The sequence below is a fragment of the Amycolatopsis sp. NPDC004169 genome, from assembly GCF_040610315.1.
Taxonomy (GTDB): domain Bacteria; phylum Actinomycetota; class Actinomycetes; order Mycobacteriales; family Pseudonocardiaceae; genus Amycolatopsis.
Map to the genome: position 1 here is coordinate 44,098 of NZ_JBEXMD010000035.1, position 17,055 is coordinate 61,152.

Annotated in this window: 9 protein-coding genes; 2 read left to right on the plus strand and 7 right to left on the minus strand. The window is 73.6% G+C overall.

Translation table 11 applies throughout. The annotated features are described in order from the left end of the window. Positions 1 to 38 precede the first annotated feature (38 nt). Genes ABZX11_RS35330 through ABZX11_RS35350 form a run of 5 tightly spaced genes read right to left on the minus strand, consistent with a single transcriptional unit; the run spans position 39 to position 11,950 of the window. Positions 39 to 1,145, minus strand: coding sequence for a glycosyltransferase (locus ABZX11_RS35330; RefSeq protein WP_354921449.1), 1,107 nt, complete (start codon positions 1,143 to 1,145; stop codon positions 39 to 41). After that, positions 1,142 to 1,918: an alpha/beta hydrolase gene (locus ABZX11_RS35335; RefSeq protein WP_176175334.1), complete on the minus strand. Its 777-nt coding sequence runs from the start codon at positions 1,916 to 1,918 to the stop codon at positions 1,142 to 1,144. Before ABZX11_RS35335 ends, ABZX11_RS35330 begins: the two co-directional genes overlap by 4 nt. Further along, entirely contained in the window at positions 1,906 to 2,196 is a 291-nt protein-coding gene (locus tag ABZX11_RS35340; protein ID WP_176175333.1) for a phosphopantetheine-binding protein, read from the minus strand. The genes ABZX11_RS35335 and ABZX11_RS35340 overlap by 13 nt, the downstream gene beginning before the upstream one ends. Continuing rightward, positions 2,193 to 6,017, minus strand: coding sequence for a beta-ketoacyl synthase N-terminal-like domain-containing protein (locus ABZX11_RS35345; protein ID WP_354921453.1), 3,825 nt, complete (start codon positions 6,015 to 6,017; stop codon positions 2,193 to 2,195). Before ABZX11_RS35345 ends, ABZX11_RS35340 begins: the two co-directional genes overlap by 4 nt. Beyond that, positions 6,011 to 11,950, minus strand: a complete 5,940-nt coding sequence (locus tag ABZX11_RS35350) for an SDR family NAD(P)-dependent oxidoreductase (RefSeq protein WP_354921456.1) — start codon at positions 11,948 to 11,950, stop codon at positions 6,011 to 6,013. Before ABZX11_RS35350 ends, ABZX11_RS35345 begins: the two co-directional genes overlap by 7 nt. Before the next feature lie 205 nt (positions 11,951 to 12,155). Here ABZX11_RS35350 and ABZX11_RS35355 point away from each other — a divergent pair, with 205 nt between their 5' ends. Together ABZX11_RS35355 and ABZX11_RS35360 are read left to right on the plus strand one after the other, a co-directional pair. Beyond that, positions 12,156 to 12,941, plus strand: coding sequence for an SDR family oxidoreductase (locus ABZX11_RS35355; RefSeq protein WP_354921459.1), 786 nt, complete (start codon positions 12,156 to 12,158; stop codon positions 12,939 to 12,941). Between the two features lies 1 nt (position 12,942). After that, positions 12,943 to 13,908: an aldo/keto reductase gene (locus ABZX11_RS35360; protein WP_354921462.1), complete on the plus strand. Its 966-nt coding sequence runs from the start codon at positions 12,943 to 12,945 to the stop codon at positions 13,906 to 13,908. Here the strand turns inward: ABZX11_RS35360 and ABZX11_RS35365 are convergent. Both ABZX11_RS35365 and ABZX11_RS35370 read right to left on the minus strand, forming a co-directional pair. Continuing rightward, positions 13,905 to 16,397, minus strand: coding sequence for a CHAT domain-containing protein (locus ABZX11_RS35365; RefSeq protein WP_254897181.1), 2,493 nt, complete (start codon positions 16,395 to 16,397; stop codon positions 13,905 to 13,907). The two genes, ABZX11_RS35360 and ABZX11_RS35365, sit on opposite strands and share 4 nt — an antisense overlap. Before the next feature lie 209 nt (positions 16,398 to 16,606). After that, positions 16,607 to 16,798 carry a hypothetical protein gene (locus ABZX11_RS35370; RefSeq protein WP_176175327.1) on the minus strand — a complete coding sequence of 64 codons (192 nt, stop codon included), beginning with the start codon at positions 16,796 to 16,798 and terminating at the stop codon, positions 16,607 to 16,609. Positions 16,799 to 17,055 lie beyond the last annotated feature (257 nt).

Sequence of the window (17,055 nt, forward strand, 5' to 3'; positions counted from 1 at the left end):
GGCTTCAATCACGCGAGTTCCGGGCCGGATCACGCGAGTTACGTGAGGGACTCCAGGTGCGTCGCCGCTTCCTCCGCGCCACCCGCGGCCTCGAACGACTCGCGGATCCTCTCCGCCCCCGGCCGGCACTCCTCCGCCGCCTCGATTGCCGAGCGGATGTCCGCCGCCTTCGCTCGGTCGAAGCGCAGCCTTACCCCCGCCGAAGCCGTCACCACCTGCTGGGCCAGCATCGACTGGTCGTCACGGATCGGGGCCACCGCCAGCGGTACCCCGGCCGCCAGCGCCTCGCACACCGTGTTGTGGCCGCCGTGGCACACCACCACCGATGCCCGGGCGAACGCCGCCACCTGCGGGATCCGGCGGGCCAACCGCACGCTCTCGCTCACCAGCGCACCCGTCGGGTCCACCACCAACCCCCGGAAACCCGGCATCCCCGCCAGCGCGTCCACGCTCTCCGCCAGGAACCGCGCACCCACCGAGTCGTTCGACGTCCCCAGCGTCACCACCACCAGCGGCCGATCGTCCACAACGGACCACTCGGCCGACGACGAAGGCAGCGCAGGCCCGACGTAGGACACCGGTACCGCCAGCCGGCACTCCCCGGCCAGCGCCCGGGTCGTGAACGCCAGCACCAGGTGCGGTGAAAACCGCAGGTCTCCCAGCAAAACGCCGTGACGAGCGCGCAACCCGGCCTGCAGCTCCGAAACCCAGCCCGCGATCTTCGGCAGCGAACCCAGCGGGTCGGCCAGCTCGGTGGACGTCGACGCCGACGTCGCCCACGGCAAGCCGCACCGCGCGGCCACCAGCGCCCCCGCCATCGCCTGCTGGTCCACGACGACCACATCGGGCTCGAAAGCCGAGACAGCCGACGAAACCCCCGGCACCATCGCGTCCGCCAGCGGGACCAAGTACGACTCCCACAAGTACTTCAGCGCGGCGAACCCGCGCAACCCCGGTGGCCGCAGCGACACCGCGAACGGCCCGGAATCCCCGGCCGGGAACACCGGACCGGCGACCAAAGAGGACAGTGCGGGCTCCGGGCCGCACCAGGCCACGGAATGCCCGCGCGCCGAAAGCACCGAAGCCACCCGGCGCAGCGGTGCCACGTGCCCGGCCAGCGGCGGCACGACCAGCAGGAACCTCACGCCGCGTGCCGTTCGACCCACTTCAGCACCAGCTCGCGCACCTCCCGGTGCTGCTCCACCAGCACCGAATGGCCCTGCCCCTCGAACACGTGCAGCTCGCCGTTCGGCAGCAGCGACGTCAGCGCTTCGAGGTCGTCGGCCTGGTAGCCGTGACTGCCCAAAATGGACAGCACAGGGCAGCCGATCGCCGCCACCTGCTCCCAGGTGAGCAGCGGGCCGAGCGGGACCTCCTCGGCCATCTTCGTCGACGTGATCCGCTCGGCCGCCAGCCGCGCCAGCCGCCGGTGGTGTGCGCTGAAGTTCGCTTCGATCCAGTCGAAGCTCTCCTCCACCTGCAGGAACCGGACGGTGTGCGCCAGGATCGCGCTCATCTTCTCCGCCCACACCTCGGTCGCCGGCTCGGATTCGATGCACACGATGCTGCGGACCCGGGACGGGTTGGCCACGGCGTAGCTGTAGGCCAGCGTGCCGCCGAAGCTGTTGCCCACCAGGTGCACCGGCCGGTCGACGCCGAGCTGCCGCAGCAGGTCGTCCAGGTCGGCGACGAAGTCACCGAGAGTGTACCCGCGCTCGGGCCGCTCGGTCTTGCCGTGCCCGCGCAGGTCGTAGCTGATCACGTCGATGCCGGCGGCCGCGACCGGCGGCGCCAGCGTGAGGTAGAAGCTCGCCAGGCTGTCGGTGCCCATGCCGTGCAGGAACACCACGGTCTCGGTGCCGCCGGCGGGCACGAGCTGCACGTTCGTGCGCAGCCCGTTCACGGTCATCGTGGGCACGTGCGCTCCCCCACGAACCGGGCGATGTCGCCGACGGTCAGCCCGATGACGTCGTCGAGGTCCTTCTCCGCCAGGTACTCGGCGAGGTTGACGTCGGCGCCGAAGTGCTCGGACAGGATGCTCGCGAAGGTCACCAGGTCGATGCTCTCCAGCTGCAGGTCCTCGTGGAACGTCGTGTCCGGCGTGATCTCGATGCCGAGCACCTCGGCGTCGCCGACGAGCTCGGTGAGCAGCTCGGCGACGACGTCGAAGGTCGCGGACGCGTGGTCGATGGTCATGAAGTGCTCCTGATGGTTGCGATGGCGGTGTCCCCGGTGAGCTCGGTCGAGACGGCGAAGCGCGGCAGGTCCCGGTGGTGCCCGGACACCGTGCCGTCGTCGTGGACGCGGATTTCCGCCGGGTAGACGGGTTCGCCGAGCCGGGCGCGGACGGCGTCCTTGACGGCGATCCGCCGCAGCAGCCAGCCGCGCTGCTGCCGCGGCGGGACCGCGGCGAACTCGGCGCGTTCGGCCGCGCCGAGGTAGATCCCGGCGTAGATGTCCCGCGCGGCGACCGTCGGCCAGCGGTCGGTGACGGCGACCGAGCCGTCGGCCCGCAGTTCGCCGAGCAGGTTCTCCGCGGGGAAGGCGTAGACGCGGTGGGCGGGGCGGTCGCACGGGAACCGGACGTCCCGCCACCCCTCGATGGTGGCCAGCACCCGGCCGTCGCGCACCAGCTCGGCGGCCATTTCGAGAACGTCGGGCCGCGGCAGCCGGACCCGCACCTGGCAGGTGACGCGGGTGCCCCGCGCCGGTTCCGGGGCGTGCCAGGTCAGCCGGCCGATCGAGCGCGGGAACGCCAGCAGGTCGTCGGTCCGGGTGGCCATCAGCCAGCAGCCGAGCAGCTGGCCGACGTTGTCGAGCAGGCCGCCGGGCGCGTCCGGGACGACCAGTTCGCCGCGGATGTGGTCCTCGCCGAGGCCGGTCAGCCGGGCCAGGCCCTGGTACGCCGGGCCGTGGAACATCTCGCGCCGCGCGTAGATCTCGGCCGCGGTCAGCGGCGGCGTGGTCTCCGGCCCGGGCACCGCGGACGGCGACGGCGGCGGCGCGTACGTCCCCACCTCGACCGTCATCAGCGCGTACGGCCCGATTTCGACGGTCACGTGGTCGCCGTCGCGGGTCATCGACAGCGGCACCCGCCGGGCCGGCGCGGCGATGAGCCAGCGGGAGAACACCGCGTCCCGCACCGCGACCGCCGTCGTGCCCGGCCAGGTGCGCTCGACCGCCCGGCAGGCGAGGTCGACCAAGGTCGTCGCGGGCACCACCGGCCGGAAGTCCGGCTCGTCGGGCCAGTCGTCGCGCTGCCGGAAGAACCGGTGGTCGCGCAGGTACGGCATGGCCGCCAGCGAGACGTCCACCGTGGACTCCACGTGCCGTCGTGCGGCCGCGACGACGTCCGCCGCGGCCTGGCGGGTTTCGGTGAGCAACGCGGTGAACTCGGCGACGATCGGGTCCGGCACCCCGGCGGGCAAGCTCTGTTCGTCCAGCAGGCCGCGGGCGGCTGACCCCAGCGAGAGCAGGGAGTTCCCGGTGCTGAGGCGGATCCGCCGTGGTTCGAGCGCGTCGAAGTCCGGGTCGCCGCCCTCGGCCCACAGCGCGGTGGTGAGCCGCCGCAGCTGGGCGAGCCCGGACCGGGTGCCGGACGCGGCCGCGACGACCAGGTGCCGCCGCTCGTCCAGCGTGTCGGTGACGTACGAGCCGAGCTGACCCGCCCCGACCTGCACGAACACCCGGAACCCGGCGTCGTGCAGCGCCTCGGTCAGCGCCCGGAACCGGACCGGGCGCAGCAGGTGGTCCAGGTAGAGCCGCCGGACCTCGTCGGCGTCCGCCGGGTAGGGTCGCGCGGTCGTCGCCGACCACACGGGCAGCGCCGGTGCGCGCAGGTCCAGGTCCGCGGCGAGCCGGGCGAACGGGGCGAGGTGCGGCCGCATCAGCGGGGTGTGGAACCCGGACCGGAACGGCAGGGTCGTGGCCACGATCCCGGCACCGCGGCAGGTCGCCGCGAACTCCGCGACGGACTCCGGCGGGCCGCACACGATCGTCTGCTTGACCGCGTTCTCGTGGGAGACGACCAGGTCGCCGGGCAGCAGCTCGGCCACCCGCGCCGCCGGGGCGCCCAGCACGAGGTAGTCCGCATCGGGCAGCTCGAAGCCGTCCGGCCAGTAGCGCGCCAGTGCGTCCGGTGCCGCGGTGTACATCCCGGCGGCCTGCATCGCGGTCCACTCCCCGACGCTGTGTCCGGCCAGCGCGTCCGGCCGGATCCCCAGCCGCCGCAGGACGTCGTCGAGCAGCAGCCCGGCCGCCGAAACGCTCGCCGCGCGGTCGAGCACGCTCGCCGTCGACCACTGTGGACGGTCGAGGCCGAAGTGCCGGGCGACGTCGTCGAGGCGCGGCTCGCCGCCCGCCTCCAGTCCCGGGTGGACGAACGCGGTCTTCCCGCCCGGCAGGAGGGGGTCGACGCTGCACCAGACGTCGCCGGCACCGTGCCACGGCTTGCCCGTCGCGGCCACCTTGGCGAGCACCCGGCGGGCGGTGGCCCGCTTGCGCTCGTCCGGGCCGACGATCCCGATCCGGCACGGGCCGTCGCCGTCGCCCTCACCGGGCCGGTCGAGCTCGTCCAGGAGTTCCGCCGGCGTGCGGGCGGCCAGCCGCAGCACGCGTTCCGGCTCCTCGACGCGCACCCGCCGCTTCGGCGCCGGGTCGCCCGCCTCCAGCACGACGTGCGCGTTGACGCCCCCGAAGCCGAACGCGTTGACCGCGCCGACCCGCGGCAGCGCACCCCATTCTTCGGCCTCGGCCAGCACCCGGAAGCGCGTCTTGTCGAGCAGCGGGTTCGGGTCGGCGCAGTGCAGCGTCGGCGGCAGCACGCCGTGGTGCAGCGCGAGCGCCACCTTGACCAGCCCGGCGACCCCGGCGGTCGGCAGCGTGTGCCCGATCATCGACTTGACCGAGCCGATCACCGCGCGCGGCTCGCGGGCCGGGCCGAAGACGTCGGCGACCGTGGTCAGCTCGGCGGCGTCCCCGGCCGGGGTCGCGGTGCCGTGCGCCTCCAGCAGGCCGATCTCCGCCGGATCGCGGCCCGCCCAGGCCCGCCGTAGGGCGAGGGTCTGCCCGGCGACGGACGGGCTGAGCAGGCTCGCGCCCCGCCCGTCGCTCGACGTGCCGGTGCCGCGGATCACCGCGTACACGCGGTCCCCGTCGCGGCGGGCGTCGGCGAGCCGCTTGAGCACGACGATCGCGGTGCCTTCGCCGATCAGCATGCCGTCGGCGTCGCGGGACAGCGGGCTGATCCGCTGGCTCGGCGAAAGCGCGCCGAGCTGGGTGAACAGCGCCCACAGCGTGTCGTCCTGCGTCTGGTGCGCGCCGCCGGCGAGGACGACGTCGCAGCGGCCGCGGGCCAGCTCGCCGATCGCCTGGTCGACCGCGACCAGCGAAGACGCGCAGGCGGCGTCCACCGTGTACGCCGGGCCGCCGAGGTCGAGCCGGTTCGCCACGCGGGCGGCGGCCAGGTTCGGCACCAGCCCGGCGGCGGTCTCGGGCCGGAACTCGCCGAGCGGTTCGAGCAGTGCTGTCCGCAGCCGTTCGAGCACGGCAGGCCCGGCCGAGGGCATCAGCTCGCCGACCGTGCGGGTGATCTGCCGGACCGTGCGGACCCGCTGGTCGAAGCCCTGCAACCCGGGCGAGAGGTAGCCGCCGCGGCCGAGAACGACGCCGATCCGCTCGGGGTCGCCGAGCCGGCCGAGGCCACCGGCGTCGGCGACCGCGTCCACGGCGACGGCCAGCGCCGTGAGCTGGTCCGGCTCGGTGCCGTCGAGGGACGTCGGCGGGACGCCGTGGGCGACCGGGTCGAACTCCAGGGTGTCCGGCGTGAAGCCGCCGCGGCGGCCGTGCGTGCGGTCCGGGGCGGAGCCGTCGCGGCCGTGGAACTCCGGGTCGCGGCGGTGCGGCGGGACGTCGGTGACGGCGTCGGTGCCCGCGACCAGGTGCCGCCAGTACTGGTCCACTGTGGACGCGCCGGGCAGGAACACGCCCATGCCGGTGATCGCGACCGGGATCACCACAGCGACGCCGTGTACAGGACCGAGCGGTCCGTGCCGTAGGCCAGCTCGCGCAGCAGCGCGGCGGTGGCCTCGGCCGGGTCGAGGAGGGCGACGTCCCGGCGTTCGTATTCGCGCGCCAGCTCCGGCGACACCATGCCGGCGTGGTCGCCGTCCGGCGCCCACGGTCCCCAGTGGACGGTCACCGCGCGGCCCGGCCAGGTCGCCCCGAGCGCTTCGAGGGCATCGTTGGCGGCAGCGTAGTCGGTCTGGCCGCGGTTGCCGAGCACCGCGGCGATGCTGCCGAAGAAGGCGACGAACCCGGGCTCGGCGTCGAGCGCGCCGAGCAGGTTCCGCGCGCCGTCCACTTTGGTCTCGTAGACGGTGCGGAAGGACTGTTCGTCCTTGCCCGCCATGAGCTTGTCGTCGATGATCCCGGCGGCGAAGACGACCCCGTCGAGCCGGCTGGGGAGGTTCTTGACGAGGCTTCGCACGGCGTCGGCGTCGCGCACGTCGAGCGAGGTGTAGCCCGCGGTTCCGCCGGCGGCGCGGATCTCGTCGAGGGTCCGGCCGATCTCGCGCTGGGCCAGGACGGTCCGCACCCGGCGTTCGATGCTTGCCACCGAGCCGCCGCGGCCGGCCAGCACCGCGCGCATCGCCGTGGGGTCCGCGGGCAGGTCGTCGGGCTCGCCCGGCCACGGCGTCCGCCCGGCGAGTTCCAGCCGGCATCCGGAGGCGGCCAACGCGACCGCCGCGCGGGCGGTGATGCCGCGGGCCCCGCCGACCAGCAGCACGACGGAGTCCGGGCCCAGGCCCAGCGCGGCGAGTTCGCCGCTGCCCGGCCCGGCGCCGGAGTACGCGATCGACGGCAGGTCCACCGGCCGCGGCTCGACGGTGAAGCGGCCGGCGTTGTCGTGGACGACCACCGACGGGCCGTCGCTGAGGGCTTCGTCCACCAGCGTCTTCGCCACGTCCTGCGTGACCTCGACCAGCCGGGTCACGCCGTCGCGCTCCAGCGCGGCCGACCGCACCAGGCCACGCAGGCCGGGCACGGCGTCCGGCTCCGCCGTCACGAAGACGGCTCCCCGCAGCGCCTTGAGCCGGGTGAACACCTCGGTGAGGTCGCGGGCGACCAGCACGGTGATGTCCGCGTCCCCGGTGACGACCTCCGCCCCGGCCGCGGCGAAGGCGGCCCGCACGGCGTCGTCCGGCGCGGCCACGGTCTTCCCGCGCAGCCGCCCGGGATCCGGGTCCAGCGGCACCGGGACCCGTTCGAGCCGGTAGCGGCGCGGCGGGGCGGCCGGTGGCGTGGGCGTCAGCCAGCTTTCGAGGTGCGCGACGAGGGCGTTCGCGGTGCGGTCGCGGCTGAGCTGGTCGGTGCGGTCGTCGGCGGGCAGGCCGAGGCGGGACAGCAGCGTGCCGGCGATTTCGGTCCGCTTGATGGAGTCGATCGAGAGGTCGGCTTCGAGGTCGAGGTCGGCGGCGATCATGTCGGCCGGGTAGCCGGTGCGTTCGCTGATGACGCCGATCACCGTGCTCATGACGTCGGCGGCTTCGGGTTCGGGTTCCCGTTCGGGCTCGGTCACGGGTGCCTCGACGACGACCGGGAGCGGCGCCGGGGCGGGGACCGGGGCGGGCGCGCTGCCGAGGTAGCCGAGCATGACCTCCCGCTGGGCGGCGACGAGCTCGCGGGTGGTGCGCAGGAAGTCCACGATCGCCTGGTCGCGGCCGGGCGCGGGCTGGGTCATGGCGGTACTCCGGATTCGTCGGGCCGGGGGCAGGGCGGGGGTGGCGGAGCCGGGCGCGCGGGCGGACCGCCCGTCGACGGCCCAGGCGGTGGCGGCGGGTTCGGCCGGCTTCGGCCGGATCAGCCGTCCGGGCCGGACGTCGACGCCGGCTTGGGCGAGGGTGGTGAGGGCGGTCAGGAAGCTCGTGAGGTCGGGCTCGCAGGCGACGACGGTGTGCGGCCGGTCGCCGAGAATGTCCCGGACCAGCCGGGTGAGGACGCGCCCGGGCCCGGCTTCGACGAAGATCCGCGCCCCGGCCGCGTACATGGCTTCGATCTGGTCGAGAAACCGCACCGGGGCACCGATCTGCGCGGCCAGTTCACCGCGGACGTCGTCCTGGTACGGCTGGGCGGTCCGGTTGGCCCAGACGGGCTTCCTCGGCGTCGTAATGGTTTCTTCGTCGAGTTCGCGAGCGAAGACCTCGCTCGCATCGGCGACGAGCGGACTGTGGAAGGCACAGGCGACGGGGATCCGCTGCGCGCTGATGCCGGTTTCCTTGAGCCGCCTGACGGCCCGTTCGACGGCGGCCACGGGTCCGGAGAGGACAACCTGCTCGGGAGCGTTGTGGTTGGCGACGACGACATCGGGGCCGATGAGGGTGGCGGTGAGGGCATCGCGGGACGTCTTGACGGCGGCCATGGTCCCGGGCCGGGCGACCTCGGCGATGGCTTGCGCGCGGGCCCGGCTCAGGCGCAGGAGGGTCTCGGTGTCGAAAGCCCCGGCGACGGAGAGGGCGACGAGCTCGCCGTAGCTGTGCCCGGCCAGGAAGTCGGGGTGCACGTTGAGCTGGGCGAGAAGCCGGGCCACGGCGGTCTCGACGAGCCCGAGCGCGGGCTGGGCAACGCGGGTGTCGGTGAGGGCGGCTTCCCGGGCATCGACGGCCTCGGCGGTGAAGGCGTGAGCCGGAAAGGCGGTGGCGGCGATGTCGGGCGCGAGCCGGAGGACTTCGGAGAGCTCGGGAAAGTGGACAAAGAGGTCGGCGAGCATGCCGGTGCGCTGGCTGCCCTGGCCGGGGAAGAGGAAGGCGATCTTGCCGGGTTCGGCGGGTGCGGGCATCGGCTGCTCGAGCGCGCGGTGCTTGCCGGGGCCAGCCGCGCCCGAGCCGACCGCGACCGCGCCGCCGCTTGAGCCGGCTTCCGCCGCCGCTGCGAGGCCTGCTGCGTGAATCTCGTGTGGACCAGCCTCACCCGAGCCGCCCGTCGCCGCGAGCTTCGGCCGCGCTGGTCCGCCCCCGCGCATTTCTCCCGATCCGCCGGCGCGGGCCGCCACCGTCCGCTCCAGCTCGGCCAGGGCCTTCTCCGCCTCCGGCGCCCAGTCGCGCAAGCCGTGCTTGCGGTCCGGAGCCACCGGCGCCGCAGCCAGGACCGCGTGGAAGTTCGTCCCGCCGAAGCCGAACGCGCTCACCCCCGCCAGCCGGGCCGGCGCCGCCCAGGGCCGGGCCGTCGTGGTGAACGTGAACGGGCTGGCCGTCGCGTCCCAAGCCGTGTTCGGGTTCTTCAGGTGCAGCGTCGGCGGGACCACCTCGTGCCACAGCGCCAGCGCCGCCTTGATCAGCCCCGCCAGGCCCGCCGCGCACTTCGTGTGGCCGATCTGGCTCTTCACCGACCCCAGCACGCACGATCCCGCCTCCGCGCCGGCCTCGGCGAAGAAGCCGGTGAGCGTCCGCAGCTCCGTGGCGTCGCCGACCACCGTTCCCGTTCCGTGGGCCTCGACCAGCCCCACCTCCGCCGGCGACACGCCCGCGTCGCGGTACGCCCGCTCCAACGCCCGGCGCTGGCCATCCGGCCGCGGCGCCGTCAGGCCGAGCGCCTTGCCGTCGCTGGCCGCGCCGACGCCCTTGACCAGCGCGTAGATCCGGTCGCCCGCTCGCTCGGCGTCGGCCCGGCGCTTGAGCACCAGGCACGCCACCCCTTCGCCCAGCGCGATGCCGTCGGCCGCCGCGTCGAACGGGCGGCAGCGGCCCGTCGGGGACAGCGCCCCCGCCGAGGTGAACATCAGGTAGTCGTGGATGCCGTTGTGCAGGTCGACCGCGCCGCACAGGGCCAGCGAGCTCGTGCCCGCGCGCAGCTCCTTCACCGCGAGGTCGAGCGCGGCCAGCGACGAACCGCACGCCGCGTCCACCGTGTAGTTCGCGCCGCCGAGGTCGAGCCGGTTGGCGATCCGGCCGGAGATGACGTTGGCCAGCGTGCCGGGGAACGTGTCCTCGGTCGGCTCGGGCAGCTGCGCGAGCAGCTCGGACGGGACCTCGTCGAGGTAGCCGTCGAGCAGGGAGCGCAGCGTGCCCGCGTTCGCCAGGTCGCCGCCCGCCTCCGCGCCGAACACGACACTCGTGTGCTCGCGGTCGAAGTCCCGGTCGGCGTACCCGGCGTCGGCCAGCGCACGGCGCGCCGTCTCCAGCGACACCAGCTGCGCCGGATCGATGCTGCCCATCGCCGACGGCGGGATGCCGAAGGCGAGCGGGTCGACGTCCAGCGCGGGCAGGAACCCGCCCCACTTCGACGCCGACTGTCCGAAGTAGACGTCCGGGTCCCAGCGCTCGCGCGGAACCTCGGTGACGGCGTCTTCGCCGCGCAGGACGTTCGACCAGAACGCGGGCAGGTCGCGCGCCCCGGGGAACGTGCAGGCCATGCCGATGATCGCGATGTCGCCGGAGTCCGCCGCCGGTTCCTCCGGACGCGCGAACGTCCGGCCCGATGCGACCTCGCGGTGCAGCTCGGCGATGGTCGTCCGGCGGTCCCTCAGGACGGCCACCTCGCCCGCCATGAACATCCCCTCGGCGAGCTGGGTGGCGGCGTCGAGCGCCTCGCCGTCGCGGCGGACGCCCTTGCTGGCGACGCGCGATCGTCCGGCGTTCAGCTCCTCCAGCCGCTGCCACGCTTCGGGTGTGTCCCCCAGACCGGCTTTGACCTGTGCGAACTCCGCCGTGTACGGGCTGGGCAGGCAACGCGTGCGGTGGCCCGGCGCGGTTTCCAGTGTCACGGTGGCGTCCGCGGCGAGTGCGCGGTCCTGGAACAGCCCGGTGATCGCACCGTGCTCGACGGCCTCCTCGGTGAACAGGTACGCGGTGCCCATCAGGACGCCGGCGGCGTCGAGCGGCTCGGCCATCGCGGCGACCATCGCGGCCGAGCGGGCGTCGTGGATCCCACCCGCAAAAAGCACTTCGACGTCCTTCGCGGCGCCGAGGACCGCCAGTTGCTGTTCCCACAGCTCGAAACTCGCCCGAGGGCCGACGTGGCCGCCGCACTCGGCGCCTTCGAAGACGAACCGGCGGACCCCGGCGTCGAGGTACTGGCGGAGCAGGACCGGCGACGGCACGTGCAGGAACGTCGCGATCCCGTCGGCCTCCAGCGCCTTGGCCTGCCCCGGTTTCCCGCCGGCGACCAGCACGCACCGCGGCCGCGCCGCCCGGATCGCGGCGAGCTGGGCGGCGCGCAGGTCGTCGGGGACGAAGCCGAGGATGCCCGCGCCCCACGGCCGGTCGCCGAGCCGCTCGGCGGTCCGGGCGAGCAGCTCGGCGGTGCGCGCGCCGTTCGCGGTGGCCACCGCGACGAACGGGAACCCGCCCGCGTCGGCGACCGCGGCGGCGAAGCCCGGCTGGTCGCTCACCCGCGTCATCGGGCCCTGGACGATCGGCAGCGCGCTGCCGAGTGTCCGGCACAAACCCGTGCCCAGCCCGGCCGCGGGCACCTCGGCACCGACGATCCGGCCGACGTCCACAGTGGACTCAACGACGACGCCCGCCGCGCCGCCGGCGAGCGCGCCCACCGCGGTCCGCGGTCCGGCCACCCGGCCCCAGACGGGCACGTCGAAGGCGGTCAACAGCTGTTGCAGCAGAACGAAGTCGCTCAACGCGCCCCGGCCGGCGACCAGGCCCAGCGCGCCGCCGCGAACGGCCTCGGCAGCCGTGGTGACGTCGGTGACCTCGGCGAGCGCTCCGGCCCACGGCGCCTTCGTGCGGACGGCGAAGGCCGCGCCCGCGGGCAGTGGGCCGTCGGTCCGCACCGCGTACGGCACCCGGACGCGGGCCGCGACCAGCCGCAGGTCCGCCGGATCGGCGCCGTCGAGCACACCGAGGCCACCGCTCCGGGCGACCGCGGCGACCACGTCGGGATCACCGGTACCCAGACACCGGAGCCGGCGAGCGTGCGACGGCGGGACGAGCTCGGCCATCGGCGGACCTCCTGTGCGCGGGGCGTTGCGATCTTCAGGAATAACGCACGAGGCACGGGAAACGCAATACTCGTGCTACCGTGCAAATCTGTTGAACAAGACAAGATCATGGCACTGACCAGCACTTTTATCACCCGCATCGCAACTTGGAAATACATTTCCCGCACGCAAGTGACAATGTGAAGATGAAATACCTGGAGCCCGCGTGGAACTGACTGGACGGGTGGTCGCGCTGACCGGCGCGGCACACGGAATCGGGGCCGCCATGGCCCGCCGCTTCGCCGCCGAGGGCGCGGCCGGGGTGGTCGTGTCCGACGTGGACGCCGACGGCGCCGCGGGGGTGGCGGCCGAGATCACGGCCGCGGGCGGCCACGCCGTCGCGGTGACCGCCGACGCGACGTCCAAAAAGGACTTGAAAGCCCTGGTCGCGACGGCCCGCACCGAGTTCGGCCGCCTCGACGTGTTCTGCGCCAACGCGGGGGCCGCGTTCGGCACCGGCGTGCACGCGGCCGACGAGCAGTGGCAGAAGTCCTGGGAGATCAACGTCATGCAGCACGTCCACGCCGCCCAGGTGGTGCTGCCCGCGATGCTGGCGCGCGGCGAAGGGTACCTGCTGATCACGGCGTCGGGCGCCGGCCTGCTCGGCATCCCCGGCGACGCGCCCTATTCGGTGACCAAGCACGCGGCCGTCGGGCTCGCGGAGTGGCTGGCGATCACCTACCGGCCGCGCGGCGTGCGGGTCAGCGCGCTGTGCCCGCTCGGCGTCCGGACGGCACTGCTGGAGCCCGGCATCGCCGCCGGCCACCCGGCCGCTCTGGCCATCGCCGCGGCGGCGCCGCTGATCGATCCCGAGGACGTCGCCGAAGCGGTCGTCCGCGGGCTCGGCAAGGAGGAGTTCCTGATCCTGCCGCACGAATCCGTGCGGGAGTCGTTCGCGCGCAAGGCCGGCGCGGTCGACGCGTGGATCGACGAGATGGCCGTGGGAGGCTGACGTGGAGTACCGCAGGGTCGGCGCGAGCGGGCTCGCCGTCAGCGAGATCGCCTACGGCAACTGGCTGACGCACGCCTCGCCGGGCTGCGTCGCCGCGGCGCTGGACGCCGGCGTCACGACGTTCCACACCGCCGCGGCCTGGGACGGCGGCGCCGCGGAGGCCGCGTTCGGGGCGGCGTTCGCCGGGGTCCGCCGCGACGACTTGGTGCTGTGCACCGGCGTGTTCTGGCCGGAAGGCCCTGGCCCCAACGACGCGGGCCTGAGCCGCAAGCACGTGATCGCGTCCCTCGAAGGCTCGCTGCGGCGGCTGCGCACCGGCTACGTCGACGTCTACCAGCTGCTGCGCTTCGACTACCGCACGCCGGTCGCCGAGACGTTCCTGGCGCTGTCGGACCTGGTCCGGCAGGGGAAGATCCGGTACGTCGGCACGTCGGAGTGGACGGCCGAGCAGCTGCTGCAGGCCCACGAGGCCGCCGCGCGGTACGACGTGCCGCTGATCGCCAACCAGCCGCACTACTCGATGCTGTGGCGGGTGCCCGAGGCGCAGGTGATGCCGGTGGGCGCGCGGATCGGCGTCGGGCAGTTCGCGTCGGTGCCGCTCGCCCAGGGCGTGCTGACCGGCAAGTACCGCGACGGGCGGATCCCGGCGGGTTCACGGGCCGCCGCGCTCCCCCACGCCCGGCCGTTGCTCATGCCGGAGCTGCTGGAGCGGGTGGAGCTGCTGCGTGGTGTCGCGGACGACTGCGGCCTGACGATGACCCAGCTCGCGCTGGCGTGGACGTTGCAGCACGAGACGGTCGCCGCGGCGGTGGTCGGCGCGAGCACGCCGGAGCAGGTGACGGAGAACGCCAAGGCCGCCGGCGTCCGGCTCGACCTCGACGTGCTGACCCGGGTCGACCAGCTGCTCGGCAGCTTCGTCCAGACCGACCCGCGGCTGGTGTGGTCGCCGCCCGCGCAGCCGGCCTAGCCGGCGCCGAGGCAGACGAACGGGCGGCGGAACGGGTCGACGGCGATGGCGTCGGCCAGGGCCAGCGCCGGGCTGTCCCGGACGGCCAGCGCGCGGTAGTAGTCGTCCATCGCGGCCGCCGAGGCGAGGTCGCCGACGCGGGACAGCGGCGCGATCACCGTGCGGGAGCCGCTGGCCAGCAGTGCGCTGGCGAAGCCGAGAGCTTCGTCGCCGGGCCGGATCCGGTTCAGCGCGAGCTCGCACGCGGCGAACACGACCTGCCGCGGCGGCTGCCGCAGCCCGGCCATCTCGTGGCCGAAGAGGGCACCGTCGGCGAGTTCGAGCCGGGAGAAGAGCGCGTTCTCCGGCTCGTGGGCGCCGTGCGCGGCGAAGTGCGCGAGCTTGGCGCCGTCCATGGCGCGCAGCACGGACTTCACGGTGGCCTTGGCGCCGGTCATCGTCGTGGCGGTGCGGTAGTGCGTGGTGAGCTTCTCGAGCTCACCACGGGCACCGGCCAGCCCGGGACCGCGCACGAGCACGATCTTGCGGGCCCGCGACGACCTGGTCAGCTCGGCGGCGAGCCAGGCGGTCGCCGACGGCGCGACGACGGTCGGCCGCCCCCGCAGGCCCGGCAGCACGCCCCACGGAACGGCGTAGAGCGGCCCGGTCGGGACGATGACCAGCTCGCGATCGCCGATGACCTCGGCCAGTGGCTGGATGAGCTGGGTGTCGAGCTTGTCGGCCTGCTTGTGCGCCGACGCCATGACGACCTCGGCCAGCCGTTCGGGCAGGTTGTCGGGCGCGAGCGCATCGAGGTCGACGTTGAGCACCCGCGCGGACTCGGCGGCGGCCCCGGCGGACCCGAGCCGCACGAGCCGGCACTCACCTCCGGCGATGACGACGGCGACGAGCTCGTCCCCGGAGGCGGCGAAGCTGACCATGGCCCGCTCACCGAGCCGCGCGACGACCTCCGCCAGCCCGGCCACCGGCCGCGGCCGCCCCCACCGCCCGGTGTGCCAGCCGAGCCGCTGCGCTTCCCGGAGCCGTTCGTTGTACTTCGCCCGCAGAGCGGCGATGGGGTGCCCGTCGTGCTGGGCTTCTTGGATGGCCTGGCCGAGCCCTCGCACCTCGGCAACGCGCGCGGCGAGCTCGGGGTCGGTGCCGGCGGAGAGGGGTTCGTAGCGGTAGGTCTGGGCCCGCGTCCGTTCGAGCCAGACGAACAGGCGCCGGGCATCATGGCGTTCGAGCACGAGCTTGACGGCGAGGTCGGCGAGCTCCTGCCCGTGCAGCGCGGTCCCGGAGACGAGGTCCAGCCCACCCATCCGATCCCGGACGGCGTCGAGCTCGGTGAGGCCCGACCGGATTTCGGTGAGCGCCTTGGCCCGATCACCCCGCGCGACGGCGAGCTCGGCGCGGCAGAGCCGGCGAAGCATCCGGTAGTCGATGGGGGTGAGCTGCCCGGGCCGCGGGACCTGCTGGAGCGTCTCGACGGCCCGTTTGAGGTTGCCCCGCCGGATGTCCAGCCGCACGGCGAGCATGCGCGCGGTGGCGGCCTGCTCGGCGAGCTGAGGAGCCGGCATCTTCGCGGCGAGCCGGAGCGCGCGTGTCGGAAGGGCCGCCGGGATGTCGGCGGCCCGCAGAGCATCACGGGCGTCCGCTTGGAGACCGGCCAAGGTGGCGTTGGCGATGCAGGTCTGGCAACCGACACGCAACATCTTGCGGCGGGCGGAGTCGGCCATCTGCCGTGCGAGCTCGATGTCATCGGTCATCAGCGCCGCGGTCGCCCGGTACAGCTCCGCCCGCGCCACCTCGCGGCTGATGCTCTGCTGTGCCACCAGCTTCGGCAGCACCTCGTCCAGGTGCGCACCCGCTTCTTCGGCCAGCCCGGCCGCCAGCAGTGCTTCCGCCTGCTCGAACCGGAGACCGTCCGGAACTCCCAGCTCCAAGGCCCGGTAGGTCCGCTCGCACTCCTCGTAGAAGCGGAGGGCTTCCGGAACGTCACCGGTGCGCAGGGCGAGCATGCCCATGGTCCGCCGCATGTCCGCGGCGACCGTGCGGAGTTCGAACTTCTCGGCGAGCTCCAGCGAGCGATTGAGGTCGTCCTGGGCGGCGCTGACGTTGCCCAGCCGGATCTGCACCCAAGCTCGCGAGGACAAGGTCTGCACGAAGGCACCCATGCGCGTCTCGGGAGCCGGCCCGTTCGCCAGCCGGTACTCCTGGTGCGCGACGGAGATGTCGAACGAAGCCAGGCTCTCCTCGTTGCGGCCGACGCTCATCAGCCGGGCCGCGTAGTTGTGGTTCAGGGCACCGTTCAGTTCGGCCTGCAGGACGGGGTCCGGCACCGCACTGATGAGCAGCCGCACGTCGTCGAGCCCCGCGAGCCCCGCCGCGAGGTCACCGCTGATCTCCGAGGACAGCGCCGCCATGAGGCTCGACAGCCGGATCCGGGCGACAAGCCAGTCGGTCCGGTACTCGGCCGCAACCGGGTGGATCGAGTCCAGCATCGTCATGCCGCGACGAAGCAGCCGAACTCCTTCGCGGTAGTGCTTCAGGCAGGATCCTTCAGCAGCTTGTCGCTGAAGGCCGCGGACCGTCTCGATGACTTCGGTCGGGTCCAGATTCGTCACAGGCACACTCCTATGACATCACAGCAAGTCGCATAAGAGAGCCCGCCTGCCAGGCGAAGACCGGCAGGCGGGCGGTCACGAATCGGTGAACTTCAGGACTTGACCACCTGGTAGCAGGGGTTGCCGCAGTTCGGGACCACGACCGGACCGTCCTTCGGCTTCTCCGGGACGTGGTCGATGTGCACCCAGCCGAACTCGTCCGGCTCCGGGTGCTCGGCCACCGGGCCGGCCGGGTCGGTCGGCTCGGGAGCTTCTTCCGGCTTGACATCCGTGGGCGTCGACATGGTCGATCTCCTCTCCCCTGGGGATCTTCATGGGGACGCGGCCGTGACGGTGAGTCCCCCTCGTCGCGAGGCCCTCTCCCCGCGAACGGCCCAATAGTTTCACATCGGAGCAATGATCGGGAGAGTTTTCGCTACGGAAAGTCAGTCCGAAGCGCGTGAGCAGGGTTGATGTCCCGACCGGAACGTCCTAACGAGTGAAGTCTGTAACGACGTCCACTCCGGACGTGCATGACCTGCGCTTTCCGGCCGCCGGACGG